A 22431-nucleotide genomic window follows, 5' to 3' on the forward strand; every position below is an offset into this window, starting at 1 on the left:
CACTGCAATCAGGCTCCCGCCATGCCGGCCCAGGGCTGGGCGATCTCGGTCATGCCGACGCGGTTGCCGTCGGACTCGATCATCACCGCCGAGGGGCAGGCGTAGGCCAGAGGGAACGGATCGCGCCGCTTCTCGCCCGCCTTGGGAAAGCGCGCCCGCACCGCCGCACGGGTAGCCTCGTCCAGCAGCGGATCGCAGAAGGGCTGTCCCGGGATGCTGGCATCGATGCGCGGCTGGTGGAAGGCATCCGCCAGCGGCATGCGATAATCGATCAGGAAGGATAGCAACTGCATCACAGCCGGCATGATGCGCCGACCGCCCGAGGCGCCGATGGCCAGCCAGGGTTCGTCGCCATCCAGCACCAGCGTGGGCAGCATATTGGACAACGGACGCTTCGCTGGCCCCAGCGAGTTGGGACGGCCCGGGCGCGGGTCAAACCACATGATGCCGTTATTCATCAACACGCCGCTTTCAGGCAGCATAACTCGACTGCCGAACAGCGACAGCAGGGTCTGGGTCAGGGCCACCATGTTGCCCTCACCGTCGATCACGCAGAAATGCGTGGTGCAGCTCTTGCCATTGTCATCCCCCATACCGGCCAGGCGCTTTTCATAGGATGCCGTCAGGCCTTCGGCATAGGCGACGAAACTCTGCGGCGAAAGGACGCCCCCTGTCAGTTTCGGCGCCGCGACCTCGAGCGCGTCGCACAAGCTGGGCCCGGCGGTGAGTCCAGGCGGCAACAGCAGGGTCTTGTCGCCATGGGTATAGCGCAACGGCTCGACCAGACGGGCGCGATAACCAGCCAGATCACTTGCGGCGATCTTCGAACCGCCGGCCTGCAGGTCGCGCACCAGCTTGGCGGCCAGTTCGCCCTCGTAATAGTCCCGCGCGCCGGCGGCGCTCAGCCTCTGCAGACTGGCCAGAAGCGCCTCGTTCTTCAGCCGAGGTGCCACGCCGGCCCAGTCGGCCGAAGGGGGCAGGCCATCGGGCAGGAACATCGCGCGCGAGGCCGGGAATCTGGCGAGGTCCTTGGCTGCCGAGGTCACGACCATGGACAGGAACCAGTCCACCTCGATACCCTCGCGGGCAACCTCGATGGCCGGCCCCAGGCTCTGCTGCCAATTGCGCGTACCGAAGCTCTCCAGCGCCAGCCTCATGCCCTCGGGCTGCCCAGGCACGGCTATGGAGGGATAACCGAGGATGTTACGGTCGTCGACCACCAGCGGCCAGCCGAACAGGTCGCCGCCCACACCCTCGGCCAGCGGATAATCGGCCGGATGCAACGCGGCAGCACTGATCATGCCGTAATCGATGACATGGGCCTTTTTCCGCTTCGCATCCCACACCACCATAAAGCCGCCGCCGCCGATGCCGCTCATCCACGGTTCGAGAACGGCGAGTGAGAAAGCGGTGGCGACCGCCGCATCGATGGCGTTGCCGCCGCTGCGCAGCACCGAGGCGCCGATATCAGCAGCCTTCTGGTTCTGGGCGGCAACGACGCCGCCTTTGCTGCGCACCGGTTCCTTGCTGTACCGCAGGGAGCGGCTGAGATTCTGTGACATGGGAATCCTCTTTCTTCTGTTATCCGGCGGCGAAGGGATCGGCGACGCGGGGCCAATAAGGCCCCCGTACCTTCTGGAAGGGGATATCGGCAAAATCCGAGCGCATCGCGCCAGGAGCCTGCACATGCAGGATCTCTCCCGCCATCGGCGCGAAGCCGGCATAGAAATGCTGGGTCGACTTCACGACGATGATCGCCTTGGACGCAATATCGATGCCGAACTGGGCGAAAGCATCGGGGTGGAAGGTCTGCGTTCGGTTGGAGATCAGTACCAGGTCGCGCTCGCCCTGGGTCTGAACCCAGACGGCATCCCCGATCGGCACCGCGCCACTCAGGGCCGGCTGCATGCCATCGCGGATGATTTTCTTGACCGTCACGACAAGGTCGAGCGGATCTCCGGAGGCCGGACCACATTTTCCGCCCATGCGCAGGTCGAAACTGGCGCCCTCGCCGGCATCGCAGCAGAAACGCACCGCCATCGGATCCCAGTAGAGGCCCGAGGCGACGCCGCGAATGTCGCGCTCGATGATGCGCCGCAGAATGAACGTGGCATCGCCAGCAGCGCCCCCGCCCGGATTGTCGGTGACATCCGCCAGCACGACGGGGCGTCTTGCGGTGGCGGCCGTCGCCCGGTCGAGCGCCTCGTCTATGCTCAGATTCCGCGTGGCCGTCTGGTCGCGCATGTCCCATATGCGCCGGCCGAGCCGTTCGGCTACCGCCTGAGCCTTGGCGACATCGCCGTTGGCGACCACCACCATCTTCGCGGTGGCATCGGGAACATCCTGCATGGGAAAACCATGCGCGAACGAGACGGACAGGATGCCATCCTTGCCCTCGCAGGCCTGCATTTCGCGCACGAAAGAGGCCATCGGCTCTACTGGCGTGCGCCAAAGATTGATCATGCGGGTGTCGTATACCGCCATCACCGGCTGCGCAGCGCCCTGCAGCTTGGCCAGCAGGATATCGTAGAGTTCCCGGGCGCGTTCCTTGCTGTCGACATGCGGGTATTCCTTGAAGGTGATCAGCGCATCGGCGCTGACCAGCATCTTCTCGGTGATCGAGCAATGCAGATCGAGCTCGGCGCCCACCGCCGCCATTGGTCCGACAATGGTTCGTATCTTTTCCAGCAGGTCGCCTTCGCAATCGTCATAGCCATCGGCCACCATGGCGCCGTGCAGGCTGAGTAGCACCATGTCGACCGGCATGGCCGCCTTCAGGTCGGCCAGTATTTCCTCGCGGAAACCTTCATAAACCTTCCGCACCGTTATGCCTGCCGGCTGGGCGAAAGCCGACAGACTCTCTACCACTTCTGCCTGTTGCGCCTCGGCAGCGCGACGCCAGACATGCAACGGCGCCGAAAACAGGTTCTCCGGCCGCCGGGTGGCATCGCCGCGGTACAGCATCCATTCCCTGAAGCCCTGCTCGCCTGTGGGCAGGGGTGAGAAAGTGTTGGTTTCCGTTCCCAGGCAGGCAATGAAGACTTTCATCGGCGGCAACGGCCGGCGGCCGCCTCCCGTTCTGGCGTTCCACGGTATGTGACGGATTTCGGCATGAACCAATGTCTCCCGGTTATATGAGGAACGCCACGCCAACGGGCATGCTGCACAGCGAAATGGCAGCCGTCCGTCGGTCTACGGAATCAGTAAAGACCCGCTTGACCTCCGTATGCATACCATGATCAGCTTTCGTTAGAGGTCGAACAAATACAAGGGGGAGTGCCATGCGTTCACGTCATTTTCGTTATCTCGTCTCCGCGATCGGTCTGAGCATCGGGCTCGGCCTGCTGGCCGGCGCCGCCCCCGAGGCGGTCGCTCAGGACAACAAGAAGGTATTGCGCTTCATCCCGCATGCGGGCCTGCGCATCACCGACCCGATCCTGACCACGGCCTTCATGTCGCGCAACCACGGCTACATGATCTACGACACGCTGTTCAGCGTGGACGACAAGATGCAGGTCAAGCCGCAGATGGTGGAAAAGTACGAGATCAGCGGCGACAAGCTGACCTACACCTTCACCCTGCGCGACGGCCTCAAGTTCCATGACGGCGCCCCCGTCACCTCGGCTGACGTCATCACATCGCTGGCGCGCTGGGGCAAAAACGACACCATGGGCCAGAAGCTGTTCTCCTATACCAAGGAGTGGAAGGAGGTCGACGCCAAGACCTTCCAGCTCATCCTGAAGGAACCCTACGGCCTGGTCCTCGATTCGCTGGGCAAGCCCAGCTCGAACGTACCCTTCATCATGCCGAAGCGCATTGCCGAGACCCCGGCAACCACAAACGTGCCGGAAGAAATCGGCTCGGGCCCCTATCGCTTCGTCAAGGCCGAATTCCAGCCTGGCGTAAAGGTGGTTTACGAGAAGAACACCGATTACAAGCCGCGCAGCGAGGCCCCCAGCTTCACCAGCGGCGGCAAGGTGGTAAAGGTCGACCGGGTGGAGTGGCTGACCATTGCCGACCCGCAGACGGCGATGAACGCCCTGATCAAGGGTGAGGTCGACATCTGGGAACAGCCGGCCTTCGATCTGCTGCCCGAATTGAAAAAGCAGAAGGACATCGAGATCCGCAACCTGCAGCCGCTGGGCATGAACTACATGCTGCGCATGAACTGGCTGCAGCCGCCGCTGGATAACGTGAAGGTGCGCCAGGCCATCCTGCATGCCATCCAGCAGGAGGATTATCTGGCCGCGCAGGTCGGCGATCCCGACTATTACAAGGTCTGCGGCGCGATCTTCGGCTGCTCGACCCCGCTGGCCAGCGAAGAAGGCGCCGTCGGCACCAAGAAGGCCGATGTAGCCAAGGCCAAGAAGATGCTGGCGGAAAGCGGCTATAAGGGCGAGAAGATCGTCATCATGGCGCCGACCGACCTGAACAGCATCAACCAGCTGCCGCTGGTTTCGGCTCCGCTGCTGCGCGCCATCGGTATGAACATCGAAGTGCAGTCGATGGACTGGCAGACCCTGGTGGGCCGCCGCGCCAAGATGGACCCGATCGATCAGGGTGGCTGGCACATCTTCCACACTGCCTGGGGCACGGCCGACATGATGAACCCGATCGCCAATTCCGGCGTGAAGGGTTTGGGTAAGCAGGGCGGCTTCTTTGGCTGGACCGAAGATCCGGTGATCGAAAAGCTGCGTGACGACTATGCCCGCGAGACCGATGCTGCCAAGCAGAAGGCCATCGCCATCGCCGTGCAGAAGCGGCTCTACGAAATGGTGCATTACATTCCGCTGGGCGAATACTTCCAGCCCTCCGCCATTCGCAAGAATGTCAAGGGCAACCTGCCCAGCCCGGCTTATGTCCTGTGGAATGTCGAAAAAGAGTGAGCGAGACGCATCTGGCATGATCGTTGCGTAAAATATTTCCATGCTGCGTCTCATTCTTTCGCGTCTGCTGGCCGCCATCCCCGTCATGGGGGTGGTGGCCATTTTCGTTTTCCTGCTGCTGCGCCTGAGCCCGGGCGATCCCGCAGCGATTCTGGCCGGCGACACCGCCACGCCCGAGACCATCGCCGCGATCCGGGCGGATCTTGGCCTGGACCGGCCGATCCTGGAGCAGTTCGTCACCTGGATCGGGCAGTTGCTGCAGGGCGACCTGGGCAAATCGGTGCTCTCTAAACAGCCTGTGACGATGATGATCGGGCAGCGCGTCGAGCCGACCATGTCGCTGGCGCTGACCACGCTGTTCTTTGCCATCATGGTTGCCGTGCCGATGGGGATATTGGCGGCCTGGAAGCACGGCAGCTGGTTCGACCGCGGCATCATGGCCCTCTCGGTGGCCGGCTTTTCGATTCCGGTCTTCGTGCTCGGTTATCTTGTGGTCTTCTTCTTCTCGATGAAGCTCGACCTGTTCCCCGCCCAAGGTTTCGCCTCCATCAGCGAAGGCCTGCCAGCCTTCCTGGAGCGGATCGCCCTGCCCACCTTCACGCTCAGTTTCATCTACATCGCCCTGTTCGCCCGCATCACGCGCGCCGCGATGCTGGAGGTCCTGAACGAGGACTACATCCGCACGGCCCATGCCAAGGGCCTGAAGGAGCATGTGGTGCTGGTCAAGCATGCCCTGCGCAATGCCGCGATCCCGATCGTTTCGGTGATCGGCATCGGCTTCGCCCTGCTGATCGGCGGCGTGGTGATCACCGAAACCGTGTTTAACATCCCCGGCATCGGCCGCCTGGTGGTGGACGCTGTGCTGGGCAGGGACTATCCGATCATACAGGGCGTGATCCTGGTATTTTCCGGCGTGTATGTCCTGATCAACCTGGCGATCGACATCGCCTATGTGCTGCTCGACCCCAGGATTCGATACTGACCATGCGGCAAGTCTTCCGTCATGCGGCCTTCCGCAATCCTTCCGTATTGATCGGTGGCGGCATCCTGCTCCTTCTGCTGGCGATCGCCCTGCTCGCACCGCTGCTCACCCAGTTCGATCCCGGCCAGATCGCGCCGCGCTTCCGGCTCAGGCCGCCGTCGGACGATTTCCTGATGGGGACCGACATGCTGGGCCGCGATGTGTGGACCCGCGTGGTGCATGGCGCCCAGATTTCCCTGCTGGTCAGCGCCTGCGTTTCCACCATCGCCATATCGATCGGCCTTACGATCGGCCTGGTCGCCGGCTATATCCGCTGGCTGGACGGCCCGATGATGCGCACGATGGATGGCGTAATGGCAATTCCCGGTATCCTGCTGGCCATTGCGCTGGTTTCGCTCTCAGGCGCTTCCCTGTTGACGGTGATCGTCGCGATCGTCATTCCGGAAATCCCGCGTGTGGCCCGCCTGGTACGCGGCGTGGTGCTTTCGATCCGCGAGGAGCCCTATGTCGAGGCCGCCGTTGGCCTGGGCACGCCGACCTTCAAGATCCTGATCATGCATATCCTGCCCAATACCATCGCACCGTTAATCGTGCAGGGCACATATATTTCCGCCTCGGCCATCCTGGTGGAGGCGATCCTGAGCTTCCTCGGCGCCGGCCTCCCGCCGGAAATCCCGACCTGGGGCAACATCATCGCCGAGGGTCGCGCCGTGTTCCAGCGCGCCCCGTGGATCATCCTGTTTCCAGGCGGCTTCCTCGCCGTCACCATCCTGGCGGTCAACATCCTGGGCGACGGCCTGCGCGACACGCTCGATCCTCGCATGAAGAAACGGCTGGGGGCCTGAGCATGTCCGAGACCAAGAGCGCCCCGGTCCTCAGCGTCAAGAACCTGTCGGTTGCCCTGCCCAAGGGCGGCGATCGCAGCCTGGCCGTGCAGAATGTCAGCTTCGATGTGATGCCGGGTGAAATCGTCTGCCTGGTGGGCGAATCCGGCTCCGGCAAATCGGTCACCGCCAGCACGGTGATGGGCCTGGGCAGCCTGCCCATCGTGAATGGCGAAGTGCGGCTGGAAGGCGAGGACCTGCGGCAAGCCAGCAAGGCGCGTCTGCGCAGTCTGCGCGGCAGCCGCATGTCGATGATCTTCCAGGAACCGATGACCGCCCTCAACCCCGTGCATCGGGTAGGCGAGCAGGTCGCCGAGCTGATGCGCGCCCATGGCTGGGACTCCAACAGCCAGGGCCGCGGCCTGAGCGTGGAGGAACGTGTCGAACAGCTTTTCGGCGACGTGCACCTGCCCGACCCCAAGCGCCTGATCCAGGCCTATCCGCACCAGCTTTCGGGTGGTCAGCGCCAGCGCGTGATGATTGCCATGGCACTGGCGCTGGAACCCGCCCTGCTGATTGCCGACGAACCGACCACGGCACTGGACGTCACCACCCAGGCCCAGATCCTGACCCTGCTGCGCGAATTGCAGCAGAAACGCGGCACCGGAGTGCTGTTCATCACCCACGATTTCGGCGTGGTGGCCGATATCGCCGACCGCGTGGTGGTGATGCGCTATGGTGAGGTGGTCGAAAGCGGACGGGCACAGGATGTGCTCTATAATCCCCAGCATGATTACACCAAAATGCTGATCAGGGCGGTGCCGCGACTTACCCCGCGACAGGCTACGCCGATCTCCGGCGCCCCTCTGCTGCATGCCGAGAACCTCACCAAGACCTATGTCACGGCCAGCATGTTCAAAGGCACCCGCGTGGTGCATGCCGTGGCTGGCGTGACGCTGGACCTGCACAAGGGCCAGACGCTGGGCATTGTGGGCGAATCCGGCTCGGGCAAATCGACGGCCGCGCGATGCATCGCCCGCCTGATCGAACCGAGCGGCGGCAGCATCATGCTGGATGGCAAGGATATTGCCGGACTGAAGGAACGCGGCCTGCATCCCTTCCGTCGCCGCATCCAGGTGGTTTTCCAGGACCCCTACCGTTCACTCAACCCGCGCCGCACCGTCGGCCAGTCGATCATCGAAGGGCCGCTGAATTACGGGATTTCGCGCGAACAGGCTCTGGAGCGTGCCCGCAGCCTGATGCAGACGGTCGGGCTGGACGGCGCCGCGCTCGACCGCTATCCGCATCAGTTCTCTGGCGGCCAGCGCCAGCGCATTGCCATCGCCCGCGCGCTGGCCATGGAGCCGGAAATCCTGGTCGCCGACGAGGCCGTCTCCGCACTCGACGTTTCGGTGCAGGCCCAGGTGCTCGATCTGCTGGAAAGCATCCGCGACCAGTTCGGCATCGCCATCCTGTTCATCACCCATGATCTGCGCGTGGCCGCCCGGCTATGCGACCGCATCGCGGTGATGCAGCAGGGCAAGGTGGTGGAATTTGCCGAGACGGCGAAGCTGTTCGCCAGCCCGCAGCACGAATACACGCAGCAGCTTTTTGCCGCCCTGCCGGGGCGGCACTGGCTGGAGGCCGCCGCCACCTGAACCTGTCGGCACTGGCGGGGCGGAAGGAGGAACGCGATGTCGGCAACCCTGGACGCACCTGCAAGCCAGACGCAGATCGAGGCCGCTGTCGCCGCCTTGCGCGACGATGCCGTCAGCCTGCTTTGCGATCTCGTCCGCGAGCCCTCCCTGCTGGGACAGGAGCGCAGCGCGCAGGACCGCATGCGCGAGGTCTTCGCCGGAATGGGCCTTCGGGTCGACGAATTCGCCATCGATGAGGCGAAGATCAGGGATCACCCGGGCTATTCACCCTCCATCGTTTCCTATGACGGTCGCCATAACATTGTCGGCATCCATGAACCGCAGCGCGGCACACACGGCCGTTCGCTGATCTTCAACGGCCATATCGACGTCGTGCCGGTGGGGGCGGAGAACCTTTGGTCGCAGCCGCCTTTCGACCCCTGGATCAAGGACGACCGACTTTACGGCCGCGGCGCCGGCGACATGAAGGCCGGCATCGTCGCCTACGTCATGGCGCTGAAGGCGCTGCAACGGCTGGGACTTGAGCCAGCGGCAAAGGTGATCCTGCAGTCGGTGGTGGAAGAGGAATGCACCGGCAATGGTGCCCTGGCCTGCCTGGTGCAGGGTTACACCGCCGATGCCGCCATCATCCCTGAGCCGACGCCGGGCATCCTGCAGGCGCAGATGGGCGTAATGTGGCTGGCGCTTGAGGTTTCGGGCAAGCCGGTGCATGCCTCGGTGGCGCATACCGGGGTCGGCGCCATCGACTTCGCCGCCTACATGTTCGGCGAACTCAAGAAGCTCGAACACCGCTGGAACGCGGCTGAACATCGCCATGCCTGCTATCACAGGCACGAACATCCGGTAAATTTCAACCTCGGGAAAATCCAGGGCGGCGAATGGGCCTCCTCGGTGCCGACCGCGGCGCGCGCCGATATCCGCCTCGGTTTCTACCCCGGCAAGAGCCCGGCCGAAGTGCGGGCGGAGGTTGAAGCGTTGTTCGCCGACGCCTACCGCCGGCACCCGATGAGCAACAGCCTGACCTATCGGGTGATCTACGAAGGCTTCCAGGCCGAGGGCTTCGAACTGGACATGAACCAGCCCGTGATCACGACCTTGAACGACTGTGTGCGCGACGTGACCGGACAGACAGCGGATTACACCGCCTTCACCGGCACCACCGATGCCCGCTTCTTCAACCTCTATGGCAATACACCCGCCACCTGTTACGGCCCCCGTGCCGAAAACATTCACGGTATCGACGAATGGGTGTCGATCAACAGCATGATGCAGGTTGCCACCGTGCTGGCGCTGTTCACCGCCCGCTGGTGCGGCCTCAACCGCCTGTAAAGACAGAAAGCACCCGCCTGTTCTCTCGCCGGAGAGCACCATGACCGATCTGCATGACCTGACCGCGCACGACCTGTGGATGGGCTACCGTACCGGCCGCCTCTCGCCGGTGGAAGCCACCAGGGCGGCGCTGAAGCGCATTGCGCTGTGGGAACCGAAAATCAATGCCATGTACATCATCGATGAGGCCGGCGCCCTGGCCCAGGCCAGGGCCTCGGAACAGCGCTGGCGGAAAGGCGCGGCGCTGAGTCCGCTGGACGGCGTGCCGATCACCCTGAAGGAGAATATTGCCAGCAAGGGCGTGCCCACGCCGGTCGGTACGGCCGCCGCGATCCTCGCCCCCAGCGCGGTCGATGCGCCGCCGGCCGCGCGGGTTCGTGAGGCCGGATGCGTGATCCTGGGCAAGACCACGATGCCCGATTTCGGCATGCTGGCCTCGGGCGTATCCAGCCTGCATGGCACCACGCGCAATCCCTGGAACCTGAAGCGCAACACCGCCGGCTCGTCATCGGGCGCCGGCGCTGCGATTGCCGCCGGCTACGGCCCGCTGGCCCTCGGCACCGATATCGGCGGCTCGGTGCGGCTGCCGGCTGCCTATAACGGCATTTTCGCGCTCAAGCCCAGCCTCGGCCGCATTCCGATCCATCCCCCCTATCTCGGGCGCGTCACCGGTCCGATGACCCGGACGGTGATGGACAGCGCCCTGTTGATGAACCACCTGACGCGGCCGGACGGCCGCGACTACATGTCGCTGCCCTATGAAGACTTGGATTACCCCAAGCTGCTCGACGGCGAGGTGAAGGGCCTGAAGATCGGCCTTCTGCTCGATGCCGGCCTCGGCATCCCGGTGCAACCGGCCGTGAAGGATGCCGTGCAGCGGGCGGCCAGGCTGTTCGAGGCAGCCGGCGCCATCATCGAGCCGGTAAAACCCTTCATGACCCAGGCGATGGCCGACGGACTCAACACTTTTTTCCAGTCGCGGGCCTATGCCGATTTCGCCGCGATGCCGCCCGAGCGCCAGGCTAGGGTGCTGCCCTACATCGCCACCTGGTGCCGGGCCGCTGCCGGCTACACTGCCGTGGATGTCATGCGGGCGCTCGGTCAGGTGTTCAGCCTGCGCGAGGCCACAATTGCCGCCACCCTGCCCTACGATTATGTGTTGACACCGACCTCGCCGATTACCGCCTACGATGCCGAGGAAGCCGCACCGGGCAACGATCCGCAGTTCAAGTCGGAGCACATCCGCTTCACCGCGCCGTTCAACCAGTCGGAACAGCCGGCATCCTCCATCTGCGCCGGCTATGACGCCGAGGGCCTGCCGATCGGCCTGCAGATCGTCGGCCGCCGCTTCGACGATGCCGGCGTGCTGCGCCTGTCCCGCATCTATGAGCAGATGCGGCCGGCCTTGCGGCCCTGGCCGGAGCCGTAAGCCCGGCTGGACTTGTATATACAATTGAACCTATACTGCCGCGGAGATCGATCCGAGGGCAGGAAACCGCATGTCCGGGGCCAGAGCAGACGCGCAGAACGGGCCAACCCCGCGCTATCGCCGGGTGAAGGAATTCATCGTCCGCCATCTGGAAGCGGGTGACTGGCGCGCCGGCGACCAGGTGCCATCGGAAAGCACGCTGGTGCGGCAACTGAAAGTCAGCCGCATGACCGTGAACCGGGCCCTGCGCGAACTGACCCATGAAGGTCTTCTGGTGCGCGTGCAGGGCACCGGCACCTTCGTGGCCGAGAAGCGGCCGATCTTCAATCTGGTGGAACTGCGCAACATTGCCGAGGAAATCCGCGAACGCGGTCAGCGGCACGCAGCTCGCGTCGAACTGTTGAAGGCGGAAAAGGCCACGCCTGAGACCGCCCGCGAGCTTGGTCTATCCTCCGGCGCTGGCGTCTATCATTCCTTGCTGGTGCATATGGCCGACGGCATCCCCCTGCAGGTGGAGGACCGCTTCGTCAATCCGCAGACCGCACCCGGCTATCTGGATGCCGATTTTGAAGCGGTGACCCCGAACGAGTTCCTGATGCGCGTGGCGCCGGCAACGGAGGTCGAACATATCGTCGAGGCCGCCATGCCCGATGCGCGTATCCGCAAACTGCTGAAGATGGCGGCGAACGAGCCTTGCCTGCGCCTGCGCCGCCGCACCTGGTCAGGTGCCCAGATCGTGTCTGCCGCGACGCTGTGGTATCCCGGCCATGCCCATCGTTTCGCCACCCGCTTTTCCTATCGCGCCGACGGCACGTCGAAGCGCACCTATTTGTAAGCAGAGGGTTCCATGACCGCCACGCCGCTTGCCTCCCGCCGCGACAATTCCCGCGTCATCCGCAGCCCGCAGGGCAGCGACCTGCATACCAGCAACTGGCAGATCGAGGCAGCCTACCGGATGATGCGCAACAACCTCGATCCCGATGTGGCCGAGAAGCCGGAAGAGCTGGTGGTCTATGGCGGGATCGGCCGCGCTGCCCGTAACTGGCAGAGCTTCGACCAGATCCAGAAGGCCCTGACCGCGCTGCAACCCGACGAAACGCTGCTGGTGCAGTCGGGCAAGCCGGTGGGTGTGTTCCGCACCCACGAGGACGCGCCGCGCGTGTTGATCGCCAATTCCAACCTGGTACCCGCCTGGGCCAACTGGGAACATTTCAACGAACTCGACCGCCAGGGTCTGATGATGTACGGCCAGATGACCGCCGGCTCGTGGATCTATATCGGCAGCCAGGGCATCGTGCAGGGCACTTACGAAACCTTTGTCGAGATGGGCCGCCAGCATTACGGCGGCAGCCTGAAGGGCCGCTGGATTCTCACCGCGGGGCTGGGTGGCATGGGCGGCGCACAGGCCCTGGCTGCCACCATGGCCGGCGCCTCGATGATCGCCATCGAATGCCAGCCCTCGCGCATCGAAATGCGTCTGCGCACCGGCTATCTCGACATGCAGGCCGGCAGCCTGGATGAGGCGCTGGCCATGCTGGACGACGCGAAGAAGGACGGACGGGCTGTCTCGATCGGCCTGCTGGGCAATGCCGCCGAAATTCTACCCGCGATGGTCAAGCGCGGTATCCGCCCTGACGCGGTCACCGACCAGACCAGCGCCCATGATCCGCTGAACGGTTACCTGCCCGCCGGCTGGACGCTGGATAAATGGGAGAAGGCCAAGGAACACGATCCGCAGGCCGTGGTGGCGGCTGCGAAGGCCTCGATGGCCGAGCATGTCCGCGCCATGCTGGCCTTCCAGAAGATGGGCATTCCCACCTTCGATTACGGCAACAACATCCGCCAGATGGCCAAGGAAGTGGGCGTGGCGGAAGCCTTTGACTTCCCCGGATTCGTGCCGGCCTATATCCGCCCGCTCTTCTGCAAAGGCATCGGCCCGTTCCGCTGGGTAGCCCTCTCCGGCGATCCGGAAGACATCTACAAGACCGATGCCAAGGTGAAGGAGTTGATCCCCGACGATCCGCATCTGCATACCTGGCTCGACATGGCGCGCCAGCGGATCAAGTTCCAGGGCCTGCCGGCACGTATCTGCTGGGTCGGCCTGGGTCAGCGCCATCGCCTCGGCCTTGCTTTCAACGAAATGGTGGCAAAAGGCGAATTGAAAGGCCCGATCGTGATCGGGCGCGACCATCTCGATTCCGGTTCGGTGGCCAGCCCGAACCGCGAGACCGAGGCCATGAAGGACGGTTCGGATGCCGTATCGGACTGGCCGCTGCTGAATGCCCTTCTCAACACCGCGTCGGGGGCGACATGGGTTTCCCTGCATCACGGCGGCGGCGTCGGCATGGGGTTCTCTCAGCACGCGGGCGTGGTGATTGTGGCCGATGGCACTCCGGCAGCGGCACGGCGACTGGAGCGCGTGCTGTGGAACGATCCTGCCACCGGCGTGATGCGCCATGCCGATGCCGGCTACGACATCGCGGTAGCGTGCGCCCGGGAACAGGGACTGAACCTGCCCTTCCTGGCAAAATAACGACCGTCATTCAGAATCGCCCTGCCGCAGGGGCGGCATTCCGGTCTATGCTGTGTCTCGACGCGGAGACCGGATGCCTTGCCACAACTTTCTCTTCAGCAGATGACCCCCCGCCGCCTGGTCAAGGTTGCCTCGGCGGTTGCCGTCGTGCTTGTTCTGGGAACGATCGGCTGGATGATCCGCCCCGGCGGCCGCAGCGATGATCGCTATTACGTGCCTGGCGTCACGCCAACCCGGGAAGACTGCGTAATGGCAAAGATGAAGAACTACGCCAAGATCGACCGCCTGGTACTGGCCAGCATCGCCAACGAGTGCGAACTGACCGTGCAGAGCATCGAAGGTCATGAGAAACTGCGCAAGGCGTGGGAGGAACGGCAGGCCGTGCGCGAAGCCGCTCCCAAACCGGCCGCACCGGCAGCGCCTACCGAACAGCCGGAAGGCGACCGCGTCCGCCGTGTATGGCGTTAGCCAACATCACGACACGATGTCTTCCGCTACACAGCCGGGCCAGTCCGATCCCGCCGGCAATCGACGGGCCGTAAACGGCGTTCCCGTCTGCACATGTCGGTAATGCAGGACCTCGTTTTCCAGCTTCTCGATCAGATATCGATGCCGAATGTCGACGCGTGCGCCGTCGGTCATATAGACATGCGTGGCCAGGATATTGCCCCCTGCGGTCCAGCGGCCGACCTGCCGTTCGATGCGATCAGGCCTGCAATCCTTGAAGTAACGAAACTCGATGTCGAAGAAACCGTCCGGACGACGGTTTGACAGCCATTGCACGAACATCCCGCCGCCGAGCTTACGCTCGCCATACCATGAACCTGCCAGATCCATGGCGAAGGCGGGCATGGACGTCAGAAAACAGAGCAAACCGACCAGGATGATTCGGTAATGCATGCCCGCCATATCAATGAGCGCCCTGGAACTGGGTGCGTACCAGTTCGGCGAACAATCCACCCTGCCGTACCAGCTCGTCGAAGCTGCCGCGTTCGATGATGCGTCCCTGCTGCAGCACCAGAATCAGATCGGCCTGGCGCACGGTGGCCAGCCGATGGGCGATGATGAAGGTGGTGCGGTTTCGCATCAGGGCATCCAGGGCCTTCTGGATGCGGGCTTCGGTGGCGGCATCGAGGGCCGAGGTCGCCTCATCGAGAATCAGCACCGGCGGATTCTTGAGCAAGGCGCGGGCGATCGCCAGGCGCTGGCGCTCGCCGCCGCTTAAATTCACGCCCCGCTCGCCCACCATCGTGGCATAGCCTTTCGGCTGACGCATGATGAAGTCATGCGCCTCAGCCAGCTTCGCGGCCTGCTCAACCTCGGCGTCGCTGGCTTCCGGCCGGCCGATGCGAATGTTGTCGGCGATCGAGCGGTGGAACACCGCGCTGTCTTGGAATACCACGCCGATGTTGCGGCGCAGACTTTCCAGCGTGTAATCGCGGATATCGACACCGTCGATCAGGATGCGGCCCGATTGCGGGTCCCACAAGCGGCTGAGCAGAGCCATCGACGACGTCTTGCCCGATCCGGTCGGACCGACCAGCGCCACCGTCCTGCCGGCCGGTACCTCGAAACTGAGATCGGTGACGGCCAGCCGCGCGGTGTCGTAGGACAGGGTGACATTCTCAAACGTCACATCGCCCTTCAGCGTGCCCGCATCGCGCGCCCCAGGCCGGTCGCGCACGGCGGCTTCGGTATCGAGGACCTGGAAGAATTCGCCCAGGCTGTGCATCTGGAAGAACATGCGGCTGACGAAACCCATGGCTGCCTCCAGCCGGCCGATCAGCATGGTGGCGAAACCCATGAAGCTGACGATTTCGCCAACCGTGGTTTCGCCATGCAGATGCAGCCAGCTTCCCAGTACGAAGATGGCGATTATGGTGATGGTGGAGGCCATCCGGCTGAGCACGGTCATCAGCGCCCAGAGATTGAGCACCGGGAACTGCGCTTTCAGCAAGCGCTCCATGACGGTGGCCAGATCGCGCGCCTCCAGCGCCAGACGCACGAAACTCTGCACCAGTACCACATTGCCCAGCGCGTCGCCCGCACGCGCGGCCAGCTCGGAATGATAAGCCTCGACCTGACCCTGCGCCTTCTCAGTTTTCGCCACTACGATGGCGCTGACCAGGGCAAAGATCACGATCAGACCAATCAGCAGCAGGCCGAGCCGCCAGTTGAGGTACAGCGACAGCGGCAGCAATGCGAGCACGGCCACGAAAGTGGAAAGGTGCTCGCGAAAGAAGGCGAGCCATAGGCCGAACAGGTTGTCGGCACCATTCAGCATGATCTTCAGCAATGTGCCCGAGTGTGTGCCGCTGTGGAAAGCGGCCGGCAGGCTCAGCACATGCTCGAAATACAGGGCCATGGCGGCTAGGCGGCGGCGATGCGCCAGGCGGTCGGCATGCAGGGCGACCATGATGCCAGCGACGATGCCGCCGATGCCGGCCGCGCACCAGATCAGCAGCAGATCGATGGTTTTGGCCCAGCTTTCGTCCGGCGAGAGGTTGGCGGAATTCGACAGCACGTCGATGATGCGGCCGAACAGAATCGGTTCGATAAAGCCGACTCCGGCTAGGCCGATATTGGCTACCGCCAGCACGATGGCGAGCGGCCGCTCGGGCTTCAGCAGCGCCAGGACACGGGCATAGATTCGAACGAAATCCATGCTGGGAGTATGAAGCGCGGCCAAGCGGGCCGCTAGGGCTTGCCGTCAGGACAGGATCGGCGATAGTGCGGCCTGTTCCCGTTCCATACAGCCCGGCCGGAGAGTCCCATGACCGTTTCGCCCAAGTCCCCAACCGCCCGCGAGCGACTGGAAGCCTGCCTGGCGAAAGCCACGGATCCGAGCGGCGAAGGCAGCCGGGTCTATACGCGGCTTTATGCCGACCGCGCGCGCGCCGAGGCCGAGGCTGCCGACGCCCGCGCCCGCCAGGGCCTGCCTCTGGGGCCCCTGGATGGGCGCATCGTTTCGGTAAAGGACCTGTTCGACATGCCTGGCGAGCCAACCACGGCAGGGTCGAAGTTGCTGCGCGATGCCGCCCCGGCCACGGCCATGGCGCCGGCGATAGCCCGGCTGCGTCAGGCTGGCGCGGTGATTATCGGCAAGACCAACATGACGGAATTCGCCTTCTCCGGTGTGGGCATCAATCCGCATTACGGCACGCCCGGCAATCCGGCCGACCGCAGCCGGATTCCGGGCGGTTCCAGCTCGGGCGGTGCCGTCTCGGTCGCCGACGGCATGGCCGAGATCACCATCGGCTCGGATACCGGCGGCTCCACCCGCATCCCGGCGGCGATGTGCGGCATCGTCGGGCTCAAGCCGAGCCAGTACCGGGTGCCCACCGTCGGCGCCTTCCCGCTCTCCTTCGCGCTCGACAGCATCGCCCCCATGACCAGCAGCGTGGCCGACTGCGCCCTGGCCGATGCGGTGATGGCCGGCGAGGCGCCGCGCCCGCTCGCCCCTATGCCGCTGGCCGGGCTACGGCTGGGCATCCCACGCGGTCCGCTGCTGGAGGGCATGGAAACCGAGGTGGCCCAGGCCTTCGAGGGGGCATTGGATCGGCTGGGCAAGGCTGGAGCGGCGCTCGCCGACCATCCCCTGCCGCTGCTGGCAGAGATGCAAGCGGTGAATGCGAAAGGCGGCTTCGCCGCCACCGAGGCATTTTTCGTGCACCGGGCTGCCCTGGATAACCGGCCCGGCGAGTTCGATCCCATCGTGCGGGGCCGGATCGAGCGCGGGCGGACAATCCCGGCGGCTGACTACATTTTTATGCAGCGGCGCCGGGCCGAACTGATCCGGGCCATGGATGCCGCACTGGCCGATCTGGATGCCCTGATCCTGCCGACCACACCGATCCGGGCGCCGAAAATCGCCGATCTCGCCGCCAGTGAAGAGGCCTTCACGGCCGCCAACATGCTGCTGCTGCGAAATACCTCGGTGGGAAATTTCTTCGATCTCTGCGCTATTTCCCTACCCCTGCCTGCCGGACTGCGCGCCGGCACCCTACCCATCGGACTGATGCTGATGGCCCGGAATGGTCAGGATCACCGGCTGCTGCGAATCGCAGCCGCTGTCGAGGGTTTGTTAGCCTAGAGAAACATATTATGAATCAATAAGATATTCTGTTTGACCCAGCCGGTCGCAGGCTCTATCGTTCACGCCATGAACAACAAGGCGGACAAAACTGGCGAGATTGGCTCCGACGCCGCCACCCTGGTGACGTTACTGGCTGCCGTTGATGGCTCGGAGAAGCATACCCAGCGGACTCTGGCCAGCCAGTTGGGAATGGCCCTGGGTCTGGCCAATGCCCTGCTGCGCCGCTGCGTATCAAAGGGCCTGATCAAGATACAGGCCGCGCCAGCCCGCCGATATGCCTATTACCTCACGCCAAAGGGTTTCGCCGAAAAGAGCCGCCTAGTCGCGGAATATCTGACGGTATCCCTGAATTTTTTTCGGCAGGCCCGCAGCCAGTACGAAGACGCTTTCCAAGCGGTTCTCGCGCGCGGCATGACGAAGGTGGCCATTGCCGGCAATGGCGAGCTGGCCGAAATCGCCCTGCTGTCGGCTTCGTCCGCCGGCATCACCGTAGCGGCCATCATTGCCCCTGGCCGCAATACCGAACGTTTCCATGGCCGCCCGGTGGTCGGCGACCTCAACGCGGCTATAGCAACGGGCGCCGAAGTCGTTGTGATAGCCGACAGCCTCGCACCGCAGCGCGTCTATGATCAGTTCGTCTCCATACTGGGCCCTGATCGCCTGATCGTGCCGCGGTTGCTGCATGTCAGCCTGCAATCAGACCGGAAACGGGAAGACGCAGCATGATGAAGTGGTATGCGGTCTACACCCAGCCCGGCAAGGAAATGCTGGCGGCGCGTGAGTTGGCGAACCAGAATTTCGGCGTTTACCTGCCGGTCTATCAGAAGATGCGACGCCATGCCGGGCGCACCGGCATCGTCGATGCCCCGCTGTTCCCACGCTATCTTTTTGTCGGCATCGATACCGAAACGCAGCGCTGGCGTTCAGTGAACGGTACGCGGGGCGTGGTGGGCCTAGTCATGGGCGGCGACAGACCGATCCCGGTGCCCGATCCGGTGATTGCCGAAATCCGTTCCCGCGAGGATGAACGGGGTTATATCCGCTTGAATCCTCCTGGCTTCCGGCGCGGCCAGACCCTGCGGATCGTCGAAGGGCCGATGGCGGATACCGAGGCGATGTTCGAGGAAGCGGTCGACGGAAATCGGGCGATTCTGCTGATTTCGCTGCTCGGGCGCCTGGTGCGGACCAAAATGCCGCTTCGGCAGGTGGAAGCCGCCTGACCAGTTCCTCCTAGCCAGCCAGCCCGTTCGGGCGTATAAGCCCGCGCCATGACTAAAACCGCCCCCACAAAACCCGTTTTGGCCGCCGAACCGGCCAAGATCGGCATCGTCAGCCTCGGCTGCCCCAAGGCCCTTGTCGACTCCGAACGCATCATCACGAAGCTGCGTTCCGAGGGCTATGTCATATCGGGTTCCTACGATGCTGCCGACGTGGTTCTGGTCAACACCTGCGGTTTCCTCGACAGCGCCAAACAGGAATCGCTCGAAGCCATCGGCGAGGCCATGCGGGAGAATGGCCGTGTTATCGTCACCGGCTGCATGGGCGTGGAAGCCGACAAGATCCGCGGGCTTTTCCCCGATGTGCTCGCCGTGACAGGCCCGCAGCAGTATGAAGCCGTGGTCGAGGCGGTGCATGATGCCGCACCGCCGGCCCATGATCCCTTCGTCGATCTGGTGCCGCCTCAGGGCATCAAGCTGACACCACGGCACTACGCCTACCTGAAGATATCGGAGGGCTGCAATCATAGCTGCAGCTTCTGCATCATCCCGTCCATGCGTGGCAAGCTGAAAAGCCGCCAGGCCAACGATGTGCTGTTCGAAGCAGAGCGACTGGTCAAGGCCGGCGTGAAGGAGCTGCTGGTCATCTCGCAGGATACTTCCGCCTATGGTGTCGACCTGAAGCATGCAGAAAGTCAGTGGCGCGAACGCAAAGTTAAGGCCCGGCTGACCGAACTTGCCGATGCCATGGGCAGCCTGGGCGCCTGGGTGCGCCTGCATTACGTCTATCCCTATCCGCATGTCGACGAGATCATCCCGCTGATGGCGGACGGCAAGATTCTTCCCTATCTCGACATCCCCTTCCAGCATGCCGAGCCGCGCGTGCTGAAAAGCATGCGTCGCCCCGGCAATCAGGAAAAAGTGCTGGCGCGCATCAGGGCCTGGCGCGAAATCTGCCCCGATCTGGCGATCCGCTCGACCTTCATCGTCGGCTTCCCCGGCGAAACGGAATCCGATTTCGAATTCCTGCTGGACTGGCTCGATGAGGCCGAGCTCGACCGTGTCGGCTGCTTCAAATATGAGAATGTCGAGGGGGCCAGCGCCAATGATTTGCCCGGCCATGTGCCGGACGAGGTGAAGCAGGACCGCTGGGAACGCTTCATGGCGCACCAGCAGAAGATCAGCGCGAAGCGGCTGAAACGGTTTGTCGGCCGGACCATGGATGTGCTGGTTGATGAGGTGAAGCGGACCACGGCTATCGCCCGCAGCTTCGCGGACGCCCCGGAGATAGACGGCATCGTGAGGGTAAAGAATGCCGCCAACCTGCAGCCGGGCGACATGATCAAGGTGAAGATCGAAAAGGCCGGACCTTACGATCTGAGCGGACGGCGGCTGTAAATCGTTAATATTTCATTCCCGGCAGCGCCAAATACCCCAAATCGTCCAGTTAAGTATTTTTAAGAATTTCCCGCGTTAATTTGCGGGTAATAATAATTATATTTCATGCAACTATGGAATTTGTTCTGAACGGTTGCACGCCGGTCAGATCCGTAAAGCAAAAAACAAAACTCGGGGACTCCAATGGATCGACGCTGGAACAAATCTCTGGCCGCCGCACTGGCCTTGGCATTGGCGGGCTGCGCCTCAACCGAAACGGCCGGCCCGGCCCCGATCCCTCTACCAGAACCGACCGCCTATCTCGCCGAGGTTCGCGGCAAGCGCGACAAGACGCTGAACGCCCCCGATATCGAACAAGGCATCCAGGCTCTGGAAGCCCGCAAGCTGACTGACGCCTCCCGTGCCTTCAACCGCGCCCTTAAATACGATCCGACCAATGCCGGCCTGCATTTCCTCAACGCTCTGACCTATCACCTGATGGCTGCGGATGGCGACACCAGCCGTCTGGAATTCGCCAAGATCGGCTATGAGCAGTCGCTGAAATTCGACCCCGCCAACGCCTGGGCCGCCTACCAGAAGGGCCTGGTCGAGTATCGCCTGCAAGCCTTTGCCGAAGCGCAGGATTCCTTCGCCTATGCCGCCTCTTTCCAGCCTGACAATCGGGAAATCCTGACTGCGCTGACCGCGGCATCCTATCAGTTGCAGGATCTGCGTACGGCCACAGCCGCGATGAAACGCCTGGTCGACAACGAGCAGCCCGATGCCACCACCCTGCGCAATGCCGTGGTCGTATTCGGTGCCGTCGGCGAATTCCAGGAAGCCGAAAACTCGCTCAGCCGGTTGGCCAGCCTCGACGATGGCAGCGCCTATCGTCGCCAGCGCCTGCAGCAGCGCCTGAGCGAATGGCGGCGCCTGCATGACCGGCTGCCGCAACTGGCACAGGCCGACATCCTGGGCACCGACAACACGACCGAAGGCGTCAGCCCATCCCAGTCCGGCGACAGCAGCTACTCTGGCTCTGGCACATCGGACTCCTCGTCATCCGCGGCCAAGCCCGGCAAGACACCGCGCATGGTGCAGGCCGATGTGGTGATCATCCGCACCCAGGAACTGGCCACCAGCCGCCGCGGCTTCAACCTCCTCGATGGCCTGCAGCTGCAGTATCAGGGCAACATCGTCACTTACAATTTCAACAATAACACTGCCGGAAAGGACAGAAACTGGACCCGCTCCCACGCCCTGACCGTGCCGGCCGTCACCTACAACCTGAACATCTTCAACGATACGGGTAATCTCAGCGAGGTGCTGGCACGGCCGACCCTGGTTGCCACGGAAGGCAAGAAATCGGAGTTTTTCCACGGAGCGGTCTGGCATGTGGAACTTTCGTCCAGCGCCGCTGCCGGCGTTAGCGGCGACGTGACCGATGTGCCGATCGGCATCCGGCTGGAACTGACCCCCAGTTTCGTCGCGGCGGACAGGATTCAGCTTGATGTGACCGCAGCGCGCGCCTCCATTGAAAGCCGCGCCTCGGAAGCGGCCTTCAACAATTTTGCCCAGACCACCAAGACAACGGTCACTGCCAATGTGGTGATGGAATTCGAACAGACCCTGGTTCTGTCCGGCCTGAGCGAAAAGGAAACCGCAGTTTCCAGGTCCGGCGTGCCCATCCTGCAGGACCTGCCGATCATACAATATGCCTTTTCCAACAAGACAACGACCGACATCAACAACTCGATCCTGATCCTGATCACGCCGCGCGCGCCGCGGTTCACCGAAGCCGATGGCTCGCCGAAACTGGGCGAGGCGCCGCCGCAGGCTCCGGCACCCGGCGCAAACCTGAACAGGCTGCAGGCGCGTTCCGACTGGGCCTTCAAACCGGCTCCCAATCTCGACGCCGTCATGAACCACCTGAAGAATCGCCGCTTCTTCCGCGAGTTCCGGTCCGGTGACGTCACGCTCGAACAATGGGACAGCCCGGATAGCCTGAAGTACAAGATCCTGCAGGCGATCGATATGATCTATTTCTAGAGCTGCGCCCGGCAGCAGGCAGCGAAAAAGCGGTCCCCGTTCTGCGGGGAC

General features: G+C 63.5%; 18 protein-coding genes. 14 read left to right on the forward strand and 4 right to left on the reverse strand.

Going from position 1 to position 22431, the window contains the following annotated elements; translation table 11 throughout:
* Nucleotides 1-8 precede the first annotated feature (8 nt).
* The gene (locus ACK4FK_RS16375) at nucleotides 9-1562 is read right to left on the reverse strand and encodes a gamma-glutamyltransferase family protein (protein ID WP_409746243.1); all 1554 of its coding nucleotides are present in this window, start codon (nucleotides 1560-1562) and stop codon (nucleotides 9-11) included.
* A gap of 19 nt (nucleotides 1563-1581) precedes the next feature.
* Entirely contained in the window at nucleotides 1582-3048 is a 1467-nt protein-coding gene (locus ACK4FK_RS16380) for a M81 family metallopeptidase (protein WP_409746244.1), read from the reverse strand.
* 233 nt (nucleotides 3049-3281) lie between these two features.
* On the opposite strand from ACK4FK_RS16380, the gene ACK4FK_RS16385 reads away from it, so the two are divergent.
* The 9 genes from ACK4FK_RS16385 to ACK4FK_RS16425 all read left to right on the forward strand — a co-directional run bounded on the left by ACK4FK_RS16385 (nucleotide 3282) and on the right by ACK4FK_RS16425 (nucleotide 14109).
* The gene (locus ACK4FK_RS16385) at nucleotides 3282-4886 is read left to right on the forward strand and encodes an ABC transporter substrate-binding protein (RefSeq protein ID WP_409746245.1); all 1605 of its coding nucleotides are present in this window, start codon (nucleotides 3282-3284) and stop codon (nucleotides 4884-4886) included.
* Nucleotides 4887-4926: 40 nt separating this feature from the next.
* The gene (locus ACK4FK_RS16390; RefSeq protein WP_409746246.1) at nucleotides 4927-5868 is read left to right on the forward strand and encodes an ABC transporter permease; all 942 of its coding nucleotides are present in this window, start codon (nucleotides 4927-4929) and stop codon (nucleotides 5866-5868) included.
* Between the two features lie 2 nt (nucleotides 5869-5870).
* The gene (locus ACK4FK_RS16395) at nucleotides 5871-6713 is read left to right on the forward strand and encodes an ABC transporter permease (RefSeq protein ID WP_409746247.1); all 843 of its coding nucleotides are present in this window, start codon (nucleotides 5871-5873) and stop codon (nucleotides 6711-6713) included.
* Nucleotides 6714-6715: 2 nt separating this feature from the next.
* The gene (locus ACK4FK_RS16400; RefSeq protein WP_409746248.1) at nucleotides 6716-8350 is read left to right on the forward strand and encodes an ABC transporter ATP-binding protein; all 1635 of its coding nucleotides are present in this window, start codon (nucleotides 6716-6718) and stop codon (nucleotides 8348-8350) included.
* 36 nt (nucleotides 8351-8386) lie between these two features.
* On the forward strand, nucleotides 8387-9679 hold the full coding sequence (locus ACK4FK_RS16405) for a M20 family metallopeptidase (RefSeq protein ID WP_409746249.1): 1293 nt from the start codon (nucleotides 8387-8389) through the stop codon (nucleotides 9677-9679).
* A gap of 40 nt (nucleotides 9680-9719) precedes the next feature.
* On the forward strand, nucleotides 9720-11108 hold the full coding sequence (locus tag ACK4FK_RS16410) for an amidase (protein WP_409746250.1): 1389 nt from the start codon (nucleotides 9720-9722) through the stop codon (nucleotides 11106-11108).
* A 70-nt stretch (nucleotides 11109-11178) separates the two neighbouring features.
* On the forward strand, nucleotides 11179-11943 hold the full coding sequence (hutC, locus tag ACK4FK_RS16415; RefSeq protein ID WP_409746251.1) for a histidine utilization repressor: 765 nt from the start codon (nucleotides 11179-11181) through the stop codon (nucleotides 11941-11943).
* 12 nt (nucleotides 11944-11955) lie between these two features.
* Entirely contained in the window at nucleotides 11956-13641 is a 1686-nt protein-coding gene (hutU, locus tag ACK4FK_RS16420; RefSeq protein ID WP_409746252.1) for a urocanate hydratase, read from the forward strand.
* A gap of 102 nt (nucleotides 13642-13743) precedes the next feature.
* Nucleotides 13744-14109 carry a hypothetical protein gene (locus ACK4FK_RS16425; RefSeq protein ID WP_409746253.1) on the forward strand — a complete coding sequence of 122 codons (366 nt, stop codon included), beginning with the start codon at nucleotides 13744-13746 and terminating at the stop codon, nucleotides 14107-14109.
* Nucleotides 14110-14115: 6 nt separating this feature from the next.
* Here ACK4FK_RS16425 and ACK4FK_RS16430 read toward each other — a convergent pair whose 3' ends face one another.
* Together ACK4FK_RS16430 and ACK4FK_RS16435 are read right to left on the reverse strand one after the other, a co-directional pair.
* A complete protein-coding gene (locus ACK4FK_RS16430; protein WP_409746254.1) occupies nucleotides 14116-14550 on the reverse strand; it encodes a hypothetical protein in 435 nt (144 codons plus the stop codon).
* A 1-nt stretch (nucleotide 14551) separates the two neighbouring features.
* Nucleotides 14552-16306: a glucan ABC transporter ATP-binding protein/ permease gene (locus ACK4FK_RS16435; RefSeq protein ID WP_409746255.1), complete on the reverse strand. Its 1755-nt coding sequence runs from the start codon at nucleotides 16304-16306 to the stop codon at nucleotides 14552-14554.
* Between the two features lie 108 nt (nucleotides 16307-16414).
* On the opposite strand from ACK4FK_RS16435, the gene ACK4FK_RS16440 reads away from it, so the two are divergent.
* From ACK4FK_RS16440 to ACK4FK_RS16460, 5 genes are all read left to right on the forward strand, one after another.
* The gene (locus ACK4FK_RS16440) at nucleotides 16415-17734 is read left to right on the forward strand and encodes an amidase (RefSeq protein WP_409746256.1); all 1320 of its coding nucleotides are present in this window, start codon (nucleotides 16415-16417) and stop codon (nucleotides 17732-17734) included.
* Between the two features lie 69 nt (nucleotides 17735-17803).
* A complete protein-coding gene (locus tag ACK4FK_RS16445; RefSeq protein WP_409746257.1) occupies nucleotides 17804-18463 on the forward strand; it encodes a MarR family transcriptional regulator in 660 nt (219 codons plus the stop codon).
* Nucleotides 18460-18957 carry a transcription termination/antitermination protein NusG gene (locus tag ACK4FK_RS16450; protein WP_409746258.1) on the forward strand — a complete coding sequence of 166 codons (498 nt, stop codon included), beginning with the start codon at nucleotides 18460-18462 and terminating at the stop codon, nucleotides 18955-18957. Before ACK4FK_RS16445 ends, ACK4FK_RS16450 begins: the two co-directional genes overlap by 4 nt.
* 48 nt (nucleotides 18958-19005) lie before the next feature.
* Entirely contained in the window at nucleotides 19006-20352 is a 1347-nt protein-coding gene (gene rimO, locus ACK4FK_RS16455) for a 30S ribosomal protein S12 methylthiotransferase RimO (RefSeq protein WP_409746259.1), read from the forward strand.
* A 183-nt stretch (nucleotides 20353-20535) separates the two neighbouring features.
* Nucleotides 20536-22380, forward strand: a complete 1845-nt coding sequence (locus ACK4FK_RS16460) for a hypothetical protein (protein WP_409746260.1) — start codon at nucleotides 20536-20538, stop codon at nucleotides 22378-22380.
* Nucleotides 22381-22431: the final 51 nt, after the last annotated feature.

This window comes from Ferrovibrio sp. (assembly GCF_046297895.1).
GTDB lineage: Bacteria > Pseudomonadota > Alphaproteobacteria > Ferrovibrionales > Ferrovibrionaceae > Ferrovibrio.